General features: G+C 72.4%; 12 protein-coding genes. 10 read left to right on the top strand and 2 right to left on the bottom strand.

Going from position 1 to position 14,788, the window contains the following annotated elements; genetic code table 11:
- Positions 1 to 169 precede the first annotated feature (169 nt).
- Both OIU81_RS22750 and OIU81_RS22755 read left to right on the top strand, forming a co-directional pair.
- The gene (locus OIU81_RS22750) at positions 170 to 1,354 is read left to right on the top strand and encodes a uroporphyrinogen-III synthase (RefSeq protein WP_329150724.1); all 1,185 of its coding nucleotides are present in this window, start codon (positions 170 to 172) and stop codon (positions 1,352 to 1,354) included.
- A gap of 207 nt (positions 1,355 to 1,561) precedes the next feature.
- Positions 1,562 to 2,194, top strand: a complete 633-nt coding sequence (locus tag OIU81_RS22755) for a CGNR zinc finger domain-containing protein (RefSeq protein ID WP_329150726.1) — start codon at positions 1,562 to 1,564, stop codon at positions 2,192 to 2,194.
- Between the two features lie 58 nt (positions 2,195 to 2,252).
- Here OIU81_RS22755 and OIU81_RS22760 read toward each other — a convergent pair whose 3' ends face one another.
- Entirely contained in the window at positions 2,253 to 3,407 is a 1,155-nt protein-coding gene (locus tag OIU81_RS22760) for a N(5)-(carboxyethyl)ornithine synthase (RefSeq protein WP_329150728.1), read from the bottom strand.
- Between the two features lie 434 nt (positions 3,408 to 3,841).
- On the opposite strand from OIU81_RS22760, the gene OIU81_RS22765 reads away from it, so the two are divergent.
- From OIU81_RS22765 to OIU81_RS22785, 5 genes are all read left to right on the top strand, one after another.
- Positions 3,842 to 4,381, top strand: coding sequence for a sigma-70 family RNA polymerase sigma factor (locus OIU81_RS22765; protein WP_129278968.1), 540 nt, complete (start codon positions 3,842 to 3,844; stop codon positions 4,379 to 4,381).
- Positions 4,378 to 5,124 (top strand): anti-sigma factor family protein, encoded by a 747-nt coding sequence (locus tag OIU81_RS22770; protein WP_329150734.1) that lies wholly within the window; start codon positions 4,378 to 4,380, stop codon positions 5,122 to 5,124. The genes OIU81_RS22765 and OIU81_RS22770 overlap by 4 nt, the downstream gene beginning before the upstream one ends.
- Before the next feature lie 220 nt (positions 5,125 to 5,344).
- Entirely contained in the window at positions 5,345 to 7,852 is a 2,508-nt protein-coding gene (locus OIU81_RS22775) for a HelD family protein (RefSeq protein ID WP_329150736.1), read from the top strand.
- Between the two features lie 515 nt (positions 7,853 to 8,367).
- Positions 8,368 to 9,801 (top strand): NAD-dependent malic enzyme, encoded by a 1,434-nt coding sequence (locus OIU81_RS22780; RefSeq protein ID WP_329150738.1) that lies wholly within the window; start codon positions 8,368 to 8,370, stop codon positions 9,799 to 9,801.
- 306 nt (positions 9,802 to 10,107) lie between these two features.
- Entirely contained in the window at positions 10,108 to 10,389 is a 282-nt protein-coding gene (locus OIU81_RS22785) for an HU family DNA-binding protein (RefSeq protein ID WP_006605312.1), read from the top strand.
- 568 nt (positions 10,390 to 10,957) lie between these two features.
- Here the strand turns inward: OIU81_RS22785 and murA are convergent.
- A complete protein-coding gene (gene murA / locus OIU81_RS22790) occupies positions 10,958 to 12,304 on the bottom strand; it encodes a UDP-N-acetylglucosamine 1-carboxyvinyltransferase (RefSeq protein WP_329150740.1) in 1,347 nt (448 codons plus the stop codon).
- Between the two features lie 298 nt (positions 12,305 to 12,602).
- On the opposite strand from murA, the gene OIU81_RS22795 reads away from it, so the two are divergent.
- The 3 genes from OIU81_RS22795 (at position 12,603) to OIU81_RS22805 (ending at position 14,554) form a co-directional block, all read left to right on the top strand.
- Complete coding sequence (locus tag OIU81_RS22795; protein ID WP_329150742.1) at positions 12,603 to 13,283, top strand: YqgE/AlgH family protein; 681 nt, start codon at positions 12,603 to 12,605, stop codon at positions 13,281 to 13,283.
- A gap of 204 nt (positions 13,284 to 13,487) precedes the next feature.
- Complete coding sequence (locus OIU81_RS22800; RefSeq protein ID WP_329150745.1) at positions 13,488 to 14,168, top strand: hypothetical protein; 681 nt, start codon at positions 13,488 to 13,490, stop codon at positions 14,166 to 14,168.
- 92 nt (positions 14,169 to 14,260) lie between these two features.
- On the top strand, positions 14,261 to 14,554 hold the full coding sequence (locus tag OIU81_RS22805) for a DUF3039 domain-containing protein (RefSeq protein ID WP_078568732.1): 294 nt from the start codon (positions 14,261 to 14,263) through the stop codon (positions 14,552 to 14,554).
- Positions 14,555 to 14,788: the final 234 nt, after the last annotated feature.

Genomic DNA, 14,788 nt, shown 5'->3' on the forward strand with positions numbered 1-14,788 from the left:
GGCCCCGCGCCCGCCCCCGCGCGACGCCCCGTAACCGCGGGGAAATACTGGAGGACCGGAGCTGTCACGTGCCGTTGGCACGCTGGGCACTCGGCACCGTGTGCCGCCCGAGCCGCGGCGGTACGGGCGCCGCACGGCAGCACACCACTCTGGGCGAAGCGGGACGACCATGTACGAGCAGCAGCAGGAACACGGTGAGCAGGAGGGGACGGCGCCGGCACCGGCCGTCCGGCCGCTGGACGGGTTCACCGTCGGCGTGACCGCGGCCCGGCGGGCGGAGGAACTGGGCGCCCTGCTGGAACGGCGCGGCGCACAGGTGCTGCACGCGCCCGCACTGCGCATCGTCCCGCTGCCGGACGACACCGAGCTGCTCGCGGTGACCGGGGATCTCATCGGCCATCCACCGGATGTCGTCGTGGCCACCACCGCCATCGGCTTCCGCGGATGGGTGGAGGCCGCGGAGGGGTGGGGGCTGGGCGAGGCGCTGCTGGACCGGCTGACCGGGGTGGAGCTGCTGGCGCGCGGGCCCAAGGTGCGCGGCGCGATCCGGGCCGCCGGACTGACCGAGAAGTGGTCCCCGGCCTCCGAGTCGATGGCCGAGGTGCTGGACCGGCTGCTGGCGGAGGGCGTCTCCGGCCGCCGGGTGGCCCTGCAACTGCACGGGGAGCCGCTGCCGGGGTTCGTCGAGGCGCTGCGGGCCGGCGGGGCGGAGGTCATCGGCGTCCCCGTGTACCGCTGGATGCCGCCGGAGGACATCGGTCCGGTCGACCGGCTGCTGGATGCGGTGCTCGCGCGGGGCCTGGACGCGGTGACCTTCACCAGTGCGCCGGCCGCCGCTTCGCTGCTGCGCCGGGCGGCGGAGCGCGGTATCCGCGAGGACGTGCTGGCCGCGCTGCGGCAGGACGTGCTGGCGGTGTGCGTGGGACCGGTGACGGCGATGCCGCTCCATGCGGAGGACGTCCCCAGCCTTCAGCCGGAGCGCTTTCGGCTCGGCCCGCTGGTGCAGCTGCTGTGCCGGGAACTTCCGTCCCGGGTGCGGCCGTTGCCGGTGGCCGGGCAGCGGCTGGAGATCCGCGGGCACGCCGCGGTGGTGGACGGCGCCCTGCGTCCGGTGCCGCCGGCCGGGATGGCGCTGCTGCGCACGCTGGCCCGCCGGCCCGGCTGGGTGGTCTCCCGCGCGGAGCTGCTGCGCGCGCTGCCGGGCGCGGGCAGTGACGAGCACGCGGTGGAGACCGCGATGGCCCGGCTGCGGGTGGCGCTGGGCGCGCCCAAGCTGATCCAGACGGTGGTCAAGCGCGGCTACCGGCTGTCGCTGGACCCGCATGCGGACACGGACAAGTACGGCGGGGAGTAGCGGCCGCGCGGGGCCGGGCCCGGTCGGCGGATCGGGGCCGGCCTCGGGCGAACGACGGGAGCGGGACGACAGGCCCTACGCAGGGTCTACTCACCGCGGCTACGTGCACCCCCTCCCCGGAGTGGCCGACCCCGGAGGGTTCCGGCCGGACCGTGCGCCGGGCACTCTGAGGGCACAGGTGTGTGGTCCCTAAGGAGTGACAGGCACATGGCGGCGCATGGTGACCTGCGGTTCGACTGCGGGCGGATCTGCCTGGACCTGGCGGCCACGGCCGGCGGCATCCCGGCCGAACGGCTCGCCGGCCCCGAGGAGTTGCGGTCCTGGCTGGTCGGCGCCGGCCTGGTGCCGCCCGGCACCCCGCTGGACGGTGTCGACGGCCGCTGGCTCGGCCGCTTCCGCGCGCTGCGGGAGCTGCTGCGCCGGGTGGTGCACGACGAGCTGCGGGGCCGGGCGGCCGACGCCGATCTGGCGCTGCTCAACTCTGCGGCCGGGGCCGGAGTGCCGCCCGCCGTATGTGCCGTACGGGCCGCGGACGGTGCCCTGGCCCGCACGCTCCCCGGCCCGCCCGACTGCGCCGGGCTGCTGGCCGCGGTGGCCCGGGACGCGATCGGGCTGCTGACCGACGTGGAGGCCCGCCGGCAGCTCCGCCAGTGCGAGGGCGAGAGCTGCACGTTGGTCTACCTGGACACCTCCCGCGGCCGGCGCCGCCGTTGGTGCTCCAGCGAGGTGTGCGGCAACCGGGAGCGGGTGGCGCGGCACCGCAGGCGTACGACGGTGCGCCGGCAGCAGGACGGAAGCGCCGGTCAGGGGCCCGTGCCTACTGAGCAAGTTTCCACCTGAAGTTGCAGGTCACGGGGCTGGCGTGGTGCGGGTACGCCGTCGACCGGACGGCACCGGCTCAGAGCAGCGCGTGCGGGTACTGTTCGGCGCGGTGCTGGAAGGCCAGGACCGCGGGGTTCTGGACGGTGCCGCCGCGGATTTCGATCGCCCGGCGGATCGTGCCGTCACCGTCCCAGCCGGCCGGTCCTTCGAGGACCGGTCGCAGGAACGGGATCAGCGCCTCGCTGTTTTCCCAGGTGGCCGCGTCCCACAGGTAGGAGGGGCTGTGGTCCACGCCGTAGTAGTGGACGTGGTCGCCGACGGTGAACATCGGGTCGTTGAAGGTGGTCGGCCGGGCCCAGGCGAAGCCCATGCCCTCGTCGCAGGAGACGTCGATAACGAGGGTGCCGGGCGCGAGCTTCGGCAAGTCCTCCTTTATCAGGAACATCAGCGGCGCCGCGGTGTCCTGGAGCACGCAGTTGACGATGATGTCGTGCTGGGCGAGGAACTCGGCCAGCGGCTCCGGGCCGTCCTCGGTGAGCACGATGCTGCGACGCGGGTCGAGCGTGTCGTCGGCCACGTCGTGGTCGAAGTGCACGATCCGCGCCGAGTGGATCGGTGAGCTGACGGCGGTGACGCCGCGGGCAGTCAGCACGTCCACTTCGTGAACGCCCAGCGCGCTGAGCGCGGTGACCGCGCCGCGGGCGGTGGCGCCGAAGCCGATCACCACCGCACGCCGCCGGCGCCCGTAGTCACCGGTCGCACCGGTCAGCTGCATGGCGTGCAGCACCGACGAGTAGCCGGCCAGCTCGTTGTTCTTGTGGAAGACGTGCAGGTTGAACGAACCCTCCCGGGTCCAGTGGTTCATCGCCTCGAAGGCGATCACGGTGAGCCTGCGGTCGATGGCGGCCTGCGTGACCTTCGCGTCCTGCACGCAGTGCGGCCACCCCCACAGCACCTGCCCGTCCCGCAGCTCCGCCAGATCCTCGTGCAGCGGTTTGGCCAGCAGGATGACGTCACACTCCGCGATCAGCTCCTGGCGTCGGCGGAAACCGGCGACCCACGGTGCGAGTTGACTGTCCGGGACACCGAAGTGCTCTCCGTAACCGGTCTGGAGATGGATGCTGGGCCGGAGATCGGCGTCGATGCGTGCGAAGTGCGCTGGGTGGATCGGCAGACGGTGCTCGTTCTCTTTGCGGGTCTGCGACATGATTCCGAGCTTGAGCTGCTGCAAAATACCCCTTTGATTACGCCCTGTGTAACACATCCCGGAGTGTGGGGACCTGGGCCGGCAGCTCTCCTCCGGGCCGGTGATGTGGTGACATCGATGCCGTTTCGGGCTGACGTTTTTGGCGTCTGGGCAGGTCCGGTGGCTGCCGGTCGTCACCCGGTGCCGCCACGGGCTTGGGCAAGATGCGATGGAGGGCCAACGTCCAGCATCCCCCCCAAACGGACGTCGCGAGACCCTGCCGAGGCCCTGGCCTCGCCCCCCACTTCACGTCAGCTCCCTGACCTGCAACTTCAGTTGAACGGTGCGCACTGCGGAAAAATATTCCGCCGGCCGCTGAACACCCCGTCCGTCCCGTCCGTACTCCTCACCGCAAGTCCGATTCATGGCACGGTCCCCGGCGATCTTGGGCGATCTGAGCTATCGACCCGGGAGTTGGAGTGCGTAAGGATGCCGTCGTGGCAGACAGGACGACACCTGACGAGGAGCTCATGCGAGCCCTCTATGACGATCATGCGGGCCCGCTTCTCGCTTTCGTCCTGCGCTTGGTGGCGGGCGACCGGCATCGCGCGGAGGACGTGGTGCAGGAGACGCTGGTCCGTGCTTGGCGCAACGCCGATCAGTTGCAGCGGGCGACCGGATCCATCCGGCCCTGGCTGGTGACCGTCGCCCGGCGGATCGTGATCGACGGGCACCGCAGCCGCCAGGCGCGGCCGCAGGAGGTCGACGCGACGCCGCTGGAGACGATGCCCGCCGCCGATGTGATCGACCGGGCGCTGCGGCTGATGACGATCTCCGAGGCGCTGAGCGATCTGAGCAAGGCCCACCGAGAGGCCCTCGTCGAGACGTACTTCAAGGAGCGTACGGTCAGCGAGGCGGCACAAGTGCTGCGGGTGCCGGCCGGGACCGTACGGTCCCGGGTGTTCTACGCGCTGCGCTCCCTGAAGCTCTCGCTCGAGGAACGAGGAGTAACGGAGTGACCCCGCCCATGCCACCGGACCGGCACACCGACGTCGGCGCCTACGCCCTGGGCGTCCTGGACGCCGCCGACGCGGACCGGTTCGAGGCGCATCTCGTCGGCTGCGACCGGTGCGCGGCCGAGCTCGAACAACTGATGCGTCTCACACCGGTGCTGGCCGAGTTCAAGCAGTCCGCCCCCACCCCGCAGACGATCACCGCCGTGCCCGGCCCGGCGATGCTCGACGGGCTGCTCGGCGAGGTGACCGTCACCCGCCGCAGCCGTGCCCGGCGCCGGCTGTTCCTGGTCGCCGCGGCCGTCGTACTGATCGTCGGCGGACCGCTGGCCACCTTCGCCCTGAAGGGGGCGGCGGCCCCGCAGAGCCCTCCGGCGCCGCCGCTGGCGAACGCCGTCCGGGCCCAGTACGCGGCGGGCGAGAAGGTGAGCTCCGTCGACCCGGACACCAAGGTGTCGGCCGGCGTCTCCATGGCCACCCGGCCCTGGGGCACCCAGGTCGTCCTTGAGCTGGCCAATGTCAAGGGCCCGCTCGCCTGCGATCTGGTCGCCGTCGGCAAGGACGGCAAGCGGCAGACCGTCACGACCTGGGCCGTCCCCAAGGGCGGCTACGGCATCCCGGGAAGCGCCGCGAAGTGGAACCGCGAGCCCCTGTACGCGGCGGGCGGCGCGGCCCTCAACCGCGGCGACATCGACCACTTCGAGATCAACACGCTGGACGGCAAACGGCTGGCGAAGGTGAACGTCTGAGGCCCGTCCTCGGGCGCCCCGGTCCGGGGTACGGCCCGGGGCGCCCGCCACGGCCCGGCCCGGCCCTCCCCCTGCCGATCACCCCGGAACACCTCCGCGTCACCCTCTGAGATCAACATCCGACCGGACTCGCCCGACTTTGTCCTTCTCGCCAGGTGCGCATGATGCCCGGTTCGCGTACGGTTGACGGCTGCCCTACGCACAGCAGAAGGGGGCCTGGGTGGCCGCGCACAACGCCACGCACGCACCGGATCACGCTTCGGATTCCGTACGCGACCGTGAGATCGAGTCCGAGCAGACGCATCTGGACCGCGTCTACCGGCGCCTCGAGGAGAAGATCCACGAGGCTGAGTTCCTGATGGACGACGCCGCCAGGCGCGGCCAGGTCGGCACGCCCGGCGCACTCGCCGAACGCGACGCCCAGGTCTTCCAGGCCGGAGTCCATCTCCACCGCCTGAATTCCGAGTACGAGGACTTCCTCTTCGGCCGGATCGACCTGCTCCTCGGCAAGGACGGCAAGAAGGGCCCCGACGGCGCCTTCACCTCCGTCGAACCCGCCGACGGCGCGATCGAGAACAACCGCGCCGAGATCGCCGAGACGCTGCACATCGGCCGCCTCGGTGTCCTCGACGCGGACTACTCCCCGCTGGTCATCGACTGGCGGGCGCCGGCCGCCGCGCCCTTCTACCGGGCCACCCCCGTCGCGCCCGGCCGGGTCGTCCGCCGGCGGGTGGTCCGCTCCAAGGGCCGCAAGGTCCTCGGCGTCGAGGACGATCTGATGCGCCCGGAGGTCACCGCGACGCTGGACGGCCGTGAGCTGCCGGCGATCGGCGACGGCGCGCTGATGGCCGCGCTGGGCCGGGCCCGCAGCCACACCATGCGGGACATCGTCGCCTCCATCCAGGCCGAGCAGGACATGGTGATCCGGGCCCCCGCCGCCTCCGTCACCGAGGTCGAGGGCGGGCCCGGGACGGGCAAGACCGCCGTCGCCCTGCACCGCGCCGCCTACCTCCTCTACCAGGACCGCCGCCGCTACGCGGGCGGCATCCTGATCGTCTCCCCGACCCCGCTGCTGGTCGCGTACACCGAAGGCGTGCTGCCCTCCCTCGGCGAGGAGGGCCAGGTCGCCATCCGGGCGCTGGGCTCGCTGGTCGACGGCGCCGAGACGACCGCGTACGACCCGCCGGCCGTGGCCCGGATCAAGGGCTCCGCGCGGATGCAGAAGCTGCTGCGCAGGGCGGCCCGCGGGGCGCTGGAGCTGGCGGGCCCTGCGGCGCCGCCGGACGGCGCCGGTGCGGCCACCGCGGACGGGGACGCCCAGCTGTCCCTGGAGGACCTCTTCGCCCCGCCCCCGGACCCCGGCCCCGCCCCGGGCGCCCGCCGCGGCCGCCGCACCCGCTCCAGACCCACCCGGCCCGCCGCGGCCGCCCCCGCCCGGCTGCGGGTCGTCGCCTTCGGCGGCCGGATCGAGCTGGACGCCGACGAGCTCCACGCCATCCGGCAGTCCGCGCTGGGCGGCACCGCACCGGTCAACCTGCTGCGCCCGCGCGCCCGCCGGCTGATCCTGGACGCGCTGTGGGCCCGCTCCGGCGCCGCCCGCCGCTACACCGACCCCGAACTCGCCGCCGAGGCCCGCGAGGGCTTCGACGAGGACATCACCACCGAGCAGGACTTCCAGGACTTCCTGGACGCCTGGTGGCCCGAGCTGACCCCGCGCGGGGTGCTGGCCGCGATGGCCGACGAGCGGTTGCTGGGCCGCTGGGCGCGCCGGGTCCTCAACCAGCGCGAGGTGCGCCAACTGGCCCGCTCGCTCCAGCGGCTGGACGACCGCGGCGCGGGCCCGCTGTCGGTGCACGACATCGCCCTGCTGGACGAACTGCAGCTGATCCTCGGCGCCCCGATGCGCCCGCCCCGCCCCCGCGAGGCCGATCCGCTGGACCATCTGACGGGCCTGGAGGAGCTCACGACCTTCGCCGACCGCAGCGGCGGTGGCCGCCGCCGGCGCGACCGGCTGGAGGAGGAGCGCACCGACTACGCCCATGTCATCGTCGACGAGGCCCAGGACCTGACGCCGATGCAGTGGCGGATGGTCGGCCGCCGCGGCCGGCACGCGACCTGGACCGTGGTCGGCGACCCGGCGCAGTCCTCGTGGTCCGATCCGGACGAGGCCGCCGCCGCCCGCGACGAGGCACTCGGCACCCGCCCGCGCCGTCGCTTCACCCTCACCGTGAACTACCGCAACCCCGCGGAGATCGCCGACCTGGCGTCCAAAGTGCTGGCGCTGGCGATGCCCGGCATGGAGTCGCCGAAGGCGGTGCGTTCCACGGGTCTGGAGCCCCGCTTCGCGCTCGCCGCCCCCGACGGCGACGGTGGCGCGCCGGCCGGTGACACGGCGCTGGCGCGGGCCACGGTCGCCGAGGCCGAGCGGCTGCTGGGCGAGGTGGACGGCACGGTCGGCGTCGTGGTGGCCATGAACCGACGCGAGCAGGCCCGCAGTTGGCTGGCCCCGCTGGGCGAGCGGGTGGTGGCGCTGGGTTCCCTGGAGGCCAAGGGTCTGGAGTACGACGCGACCCTCGTGGTCTCGCCCGCCGAGATCGCGGATGAGTCCCCGGCCGGGCTGCGGGTCCTGTATGTGGCGCTGACCCGGGCCACCCAGCAGCTGACCGTACTGTCGGCCGAACGGGACGAGCCGGATGCGGCCCACGTGCCCGACCTGCTGCGGGACTGACCCCGGCCGGCCCTGTCCGGCACCCGTACGGCGGCCCCGGCCGGGTGCCGGGCGCCGCCGTACGAGGGGTCTTCGAATCGGCCCCCCGGGACGGGATTCGCTTCCGGGGATGGTTTGTTAGCCTGGGTGACGGCACCGGCTCGATCCAAGCCCCCGGGCCCAACCATCGTCGCTACGAGCGACCACTTGCCGCGAGGCGAGCATGGCGGGTCGGTGCCGCTCAGACCGTCGACTACGGGCGTCTCTCCTGCGGGAGGGGCGCCCGCGGTCGTTGGGTGTCGCGTGAACGGCGGGCGACGGGCGGATGGCCGTTGCCGGGCGTTCCCCGCCACCGCTCCCCGGGGGGGTTCCGCATCCCCGAGAGCCTCTCGTATGGTGGAATCGCGATTCCGAAAGCCGTGGCTGGTTACCGCGTACCGGCTGGTAGGTGCGACGATCGGTCAACATTGCTCCGGACCTGGTACCCCGGGTCGTGGAGCCGCACAAAGAACCAGGGAAAGCAGAGGAAGTCGGCCATGGCAACGGCGCCAAGCGTCTCGTACTCGATGACGGTGCGACTGGAAGTACCCGCGAGCGGCACCGCCGTCAGCCAGCTCACCACGGCCGTGGAATCCTCCGGCGGCTCGGTCACCGGCCTCGACGTGACGGCATCCGGCCACGAGAAACTCCGGATCGACGTCACCATCGCCGCGTCGTCCACCGCGCACGCGGACGAGATCGTCTCCAAGCTGCGCGGCATCGAGGGCGTCTCGCTCGGCAAGGTCTCCGACCGTACCTTCCTGATGCACCTCGGCGGCAAGATCGAGATGTCGTCGAAGCACCCCATCCGCAACCGTGACGACCTCTCGATGATCTACACCCCCGGCGTCGCCCGCGTCTGCCAGGCCATCGCCGACAACCCCGAGGACGCCCGCCGGCTGACGATCAAGCGCAACAGCGTCGCGGTCGTCACGGACGGCTCCGCGGTGCTGGGCCTGGGCAACATCGGCCCCAAGGCCGCGCTGCCCGTCATGGAGGGCAAGGCGGCCCTCTTCAAGCGCTTCGCCGGCATCGACGCCTGGCCGCTGTGCCTGGACACCCAGGACACCGACGCGATCGTGGAGATCGTCAAGGCCATCGCCCCCGGCTTCGCCGGCATCAACCTGGAGGACATCTCCGCTCCCCGCTGCTTCGAGATCGAGGCGCGGCTGCGTGAGGCCCTGGACATCCCGGTCTTCCACGACGACCAGCACGGCACCGCCATCGTGGTGCTCGCCGCGCTCACCAACGCGCTGCGCGTCGTCGGCAAGAAGACCGAGGACGTCCGGGTCGTGATGTCCGGCGCGGGCGCGGCCGGTACCGCCATCCTCAAGCTGCTGATCGCGGCCGGCGTCCGGCACGCCGTCGTGGCCGACATCCACGGTGTGGTGCACGCCGGCCGCCCGGACCTGGTCGACGCCGACCCGGATTCGCCGCTGCGCTGGATCGCCGACAACACCAACCCGGAGGGCGTCACCGGCACCCTCAAGGAGGCCGTGGTCGGCGCGGACGTCTTCATCGGCGTCTCCGCGCCCAACGTCCTGGACGGCGCGGACGTCGCGAAGATGGCCGAGGGGGCGATCGTCTTCGCGCTCGCCAACCCCGACCCGGAGGTCGACCCGACCGTCGCCCGGCAGACCGCCGCCGTGGTGGCCACCGGCCGCTCCGACTTCCCCAACCAGATCAACAACGTCCTGGTGTTCCCCGGTGTCTTCCGCGGCCTCCTCGACGCCCACTCCCGTACGGTGAACACCGAGATGATGCTGGCCGCGGCCGGCGCCCTCGCGAACGTCGTCCTGGAGGACGAGGTCAACCCGAACTACATCATCCCCAGCGTCTTCAACGAGAAGGTCGCGGGCGCGGTGGCCGACGCGGTACGGAACGCGGCGAAGAGCGGCGATCAGGCTGTGACGGCCGCCACGACGGTCTGATACGGCGCGTCGCTGGACACGCCGTCGTTGGGGCGCCCATAGGGTGGCGGGCAGCAAGCGACCGCCGCCCTGTGGGGCCGGCCCGGAGCGGGATTGATACGGAGCGTGACCACTAACGAGGCAGTGGCGCTTTTCGTGTGACCCTCCTGGGTGCCGGATTGGCTTTACCGCCGCAGGTAGGGGCAGGATGCGTAATCGGGCGAGAGGGTCTGGCATCAGACCCGGGTCCGGGGACTGTCCGAGGACCCTGGCAGCATCGGCTTCGATCTCACGCCTCATTGGCAAGAAGAACACGGGAGTACAAACATGAACCGCAGTGAGCTGGTGGCCGCTCTGGCCGATCGCGCCGAGGTGACCCGCAAGGACGCCGACGCCGTTCTGGCCGCCCTCGCCGAGGTGACCGGCGAGGTCGTCGCCAAGGGCGACGAGAAGGTCACCATCCCCGGCTTCCTGACCTTCGAGCGCACCCACCGTGCCGCTCGCACCGCGCGCAACCCGCAGACCGGCGACCCGATCCAGATCCCGGCCGGCTACAGCGTGAAGGTCTCCGCGGGCTCCAAGCTCAAGGAAGCCGCCAAGGGTAAGTAACCCTCTCCGTACGGCACGCCAGGGCGGCCATCCCTTCCAGGGGTGGCCGCCCTGACGCATGCCACGCCAAGGACGGCCGGTGGACGGCCCCAACCGGCCGGCCGGGGGAAGGGAAGGCCTTCCGGGCCCGCGCCCGCGAGAGAGGCCACCAGGGGCGTACAGGGCCGGAAAGGGCGCGCTGGGCACGATCGGTACCGGCGGCGACCGCGGTGAGGCGGTACCGGGGCGCCCCTGGGGTGTCATCGGCGTCCGGCGTGTCCGCGCGGCCCCGGCGGTGGCCCGCCCGGTCCGTACGGGCGCCCGTACGGGTGATGCCGGGCCCGTTCCGTGTGCGTCACCGGGCGACTTGCGGTGTCGTCCGGCGGGGCGCCGGCGGCGGCCGGCCCGAACCGTGTGCCGCGCCCGCCGAGTTGTGCGGGTGCCCGGCAGGCCCGCGTGTCGCGCGTGCCTCGTGAGCCGGCTGCCCGGTACGTCCGGGACAACGGGCGGGAGCGCGCACGGCAGCGGGCCCCGGCGGTGTACGCCGGGGCCCGCTGTCGTCAGCCGTCGGGAGTCCGCGCTGCCGCGGTCAGTTGCGCAGTGCGCCGTTCGGCAGCTCGACCTTGGCGCCCAGCTCCACGAGCTTCTCCATGAAGTTCTCGTAGCCGCGGTTGATCAGGTCGATGCCGTGCACCCGGGAGGTGCCCTGCGCCGCCAGCGCCGCGATCAGATACGAGAAGCCGCCGCGCAGGTCGGGGATGACCAGGTCGGAGCCCTGCAGCCGGGTCGGTCCGGAGACGACCGCGGAGTGCAGGAAGTTGCGCTGGCCGAAACGGCAGGCGGAACCGCCCAGGCACTCGCGGTAGAGCTGGATGTGCGCGCCCATCTGGTTGAGCGCGGAGGTGAAGCCGAGCCGGGACTCGTACACCGTCTCGTGCACGATCGACAGGCCCGACGCCTGGGTCAGCGCGACGACCAGCGGCTGCTGCCAGTCGGTCTGGAAGCCGGGGTGGACGTCGGTCTCCAGGGCGATGGCGTTGAGCGAACCGCCCGGGTGCCAGAAGCGGATGCCCTCGTCACCGATCTCGAAGGCGCCACCGACCCGGCGGAAGGTGTTGAGGAAGGTCATCATCGACCGCTGCTGCGCGCCGCGGACGAAGATGTTGCCCTCGGTGGCCAGCGCCGCGGACGCCCAGGAGGCGGCCTCCAGGCGGTCCGGGAGGGCGCGGTGGGTGTAGCCGTCGAGCTTGTCGACACCGGTGATCCGGATCGTCCGGTCGGTGTCCATGGAGATGATCGCGCCCATCTTCTGCAGCACGCAGATGAGGTCCTCGATCTCCGGTTCCACGGCGGCGTTCGACAGCTCGGTGACGCCCTCGGCCAGGACGGCGGTCAGCAGCACCTGTTCGGTCGAGCCGACCGACGGGTACGGCAGCCGGATCTTGGTGCCGCGCAGCCGGTGCGGGGCCTCCAGATACTGCCCGTCGGCGCGCTTCTCGATCGTCGCGCCGAACTGGCGCAGCACGTCGAAGTGGAAGTCCACCGGGCGGCCGCCGATGTCGCAGCCGCCCAGGCCCGGGATGAAGGCGTGGCCGAGGCGGTGCAGCAGCGGGCCGCAGAACAGGATCGGGATCCGCGAGGAGCCCGCGTGCGCGTCGATGTCCGCGACGTTGGCGCTCTCCACGTGCGACGGGTCGAGGATCAGCTCCCCCGGCTCGTCGCCCGGGCGCACCGTGACGCCGTGCAGTTGCAGCAGCCCGCGCACCACGCGTACGTCGCGGATGTCGGGCACATTGCGCAGCCGGCTGGGGCCGCTGCCGAGCAGGGCGGCGACCATGGCCTTGGGCACAAGGTTCTTCGCACCGCGAACCCGGATCTCGCCCTCGAGCGGGGTGCCGCCGTGGACAAGCAGTACGTCGTCAGTAGAGACGGTCATGGATCTCGCGTTCCTGGAGACGGGCAGGGGCCAAGCTGAAATGGTAAGGGCGGCCGGGGGTGAGTCCGAAGGCCCGTGCAGGATTCATGCGTGTAATGGCTTTGTCACAGCACGCTCCGCTACGGTCTGCCTTTGATCTGTAATCGACCTTTGGCTGAATCTGTCGGTGAATGTCTTGAATGGGCTATTAGGTGTCGCAGGGTGTGCGCCGGTGCTGCAGCCGTACGCCCTGCCCTGCTCTCGCACGGGCCCGGGCGTTGACTCCCCGCTCCGGGCAGAAGTGCGGGATCATGTGGCCATGACCGAGGTGTCCTCGCTCACAGGGCGGCTACTTGTCGCGACGCCCGCGCTCGCCGATCCGAACTTCGACCGCGCGGTGGTGCTGCTCCTCGACCACGACGAGGAGGGCTCCCTCGGCGTGGTCCTCAACCGTCCCACGCCGGTAGGTGTCGCGGACATCCTCGCACCCTGGGCCGCGCTGGCCGGTGAACCGGGGGTGGTTTTCCAGGGCGGCCCGGTGTCGCTGGACTCCGCGCTCGGGGTGGCCGTGGTGCCTGGCGGGCTCTCCGGCGAGGGCGGCATCCACTCCGTGGACGGGGCCACTCCGGCGGGCGGGGACGGCGCGGAGCCGGCCGGTGCGCCGGCCGCCCCGGCCGCGGACCGGGCGGACGTCCCATCGGGTGATGAGCCGCTGGGCTGGCGCAGGGTGCACGGGGCGATCGGCCTGGTCGATCTGGAGGCCCCGCCGGAGCTCCTCGCGGCGGTCCTCGGCAGTCTGCGGATCTTCGCCGGGTACGCGGGCTGGGGGCCGGGCCAGCTGGAGGACGAACTCGTCGAGGGTGCCTGGTACGTCGTCGAGTCCGAGCCCGGCGACGTGTCCTCGCCCGACCCGGAGCAGCTGTGGCGCGCGGTGCTGCGCCGGCAGCGCAACGAACTGGCGATGGTGGCCACGTATCCGGACGACCCGTCGCTGAACTGAACTCCGTGCGGGTGCGGGTGCGGGTGCGCGTCGGCGGGCGGCTGCCGGCGTCCGGCGCGTGGGATCGGATTTTGTTGACTACTGGATTATTGTGGCGGCTTCGTCATGGGGAATTGTCGGACCCCGTCGCTAGGGTTCGGACGTGACAGGCGAGGGTGCGCGGCCACGTCGGCGGGGCCGCGCCGGAAAACGGGGGAGAGCGCCATGCACAGGCCGAGCGTGCCCGAGGACCTCGACCATCCGGAGCGCCTGTGGGCGCGTGCCGCGACGCTGGCCGTGGTGGCCGCCGGTGTGGATGACGGGGACGAGTACAGCTGGGGCCGCAACGGCCTGCAGTGCTGGAACGACGGCGGCAGCTACTGGTGGCGGTTGCAGCTGTTCGAGGGCGGCCAGGCACTGCTGTGCGGCCAGGACTCGGACGGCAGTTACACGCACGACGGGGGCCGGCAGATCGACTTCCTGGCCGGCGGCCCCGAGTGGCTGCCCTGGGAGCGACTGCGGGAGGACGCCGAGGGCAATCTCTTCGGGTTCGTCTACTGGTGGCAGGACGGCGCCTGGTCCCGTGCGCCGTATCCCGCCAAGATGCCGGACGACGGCCTGGCGATGGCGATGAACTGGGCGGCGCCCGGTGAGGCCGCGGTCGACAAGCTCGTCGAGGACCTGGTGGCCAGGACGGAGACGGAGGTCGACCCCGGTGCGGCGGTCCGCGCCTTCCTCACCGTCGCCGCGGCCCGCACGGTCGGGGCGCCGGACGTCGCGGCGCTGCTGGACGCGGTCTGCGACAAGGACTCCTGGTACGACGTCCGGCCGGATGCCGCGCTGGCCTTCGCGGTGAAGCTCGGCCTGACGGCCGGGGACCGGGGCGGCATGCCGGTCGCCTCGTAGCGAGGCCGTCCGCCCGGGCCGCGCGCCCGGCCCGTCACCGTCGCCGGGCCGAGGCTCCCGGGTTGTGGCGCGCGTGAGTACCCTTGGCTGTTATGAGCACTGTTGAGCCCGAGCGCGGGGCAGGTACGGGCACCCTCGTAGAGCCGACACCACAGGTGTCGCACGGCGACGGCGACCACGAGCGCTTCGCCCACTATGTCCAGAAGGACAAGATCATGGCGAGTGCGCTCGACGGCACGCCCGTCGTGGCGCTGTGCGGGAAGGTCTGGGTCCCGGGCCGCGACCCGAAGAAGTACCCGGTCTGCCCCATGTGCAAGGAGATCTTCGAGTCCATGGGCGCCGGCGGCGACAAGGACAAGGGCGGCAAGGACGGCGGCAAGAAGTAGCCGCCGCGGACCGTAACTCCCGGCCGGCGGCGGCCGGTCTCGCCCGCGCGCGTGCGGGCGGACCGACGCGCTGAGGACACCGCCGCCCGGCCGGGCGTCGTACGGCGGCGCCAACCCGCCTCGGAATCGGGCCCGGGTCCCTCGTGGACCGGGCCCTTCGCCGTTCCCGGCCCGTGCCGGGAACGCGTGCACCGGGCGGCGTACAGGGGCGGGAGGCAGGAGGCCGCGGGCTTC

This window comes from Streptomyces sp. NBC_01454, from assembly GCF_036227565.1.
Lineage (GTDB): Bacteria > Actinomycetota > Actinomycetes > Streptomycetales > Streptomycetaceae > Streptomyces.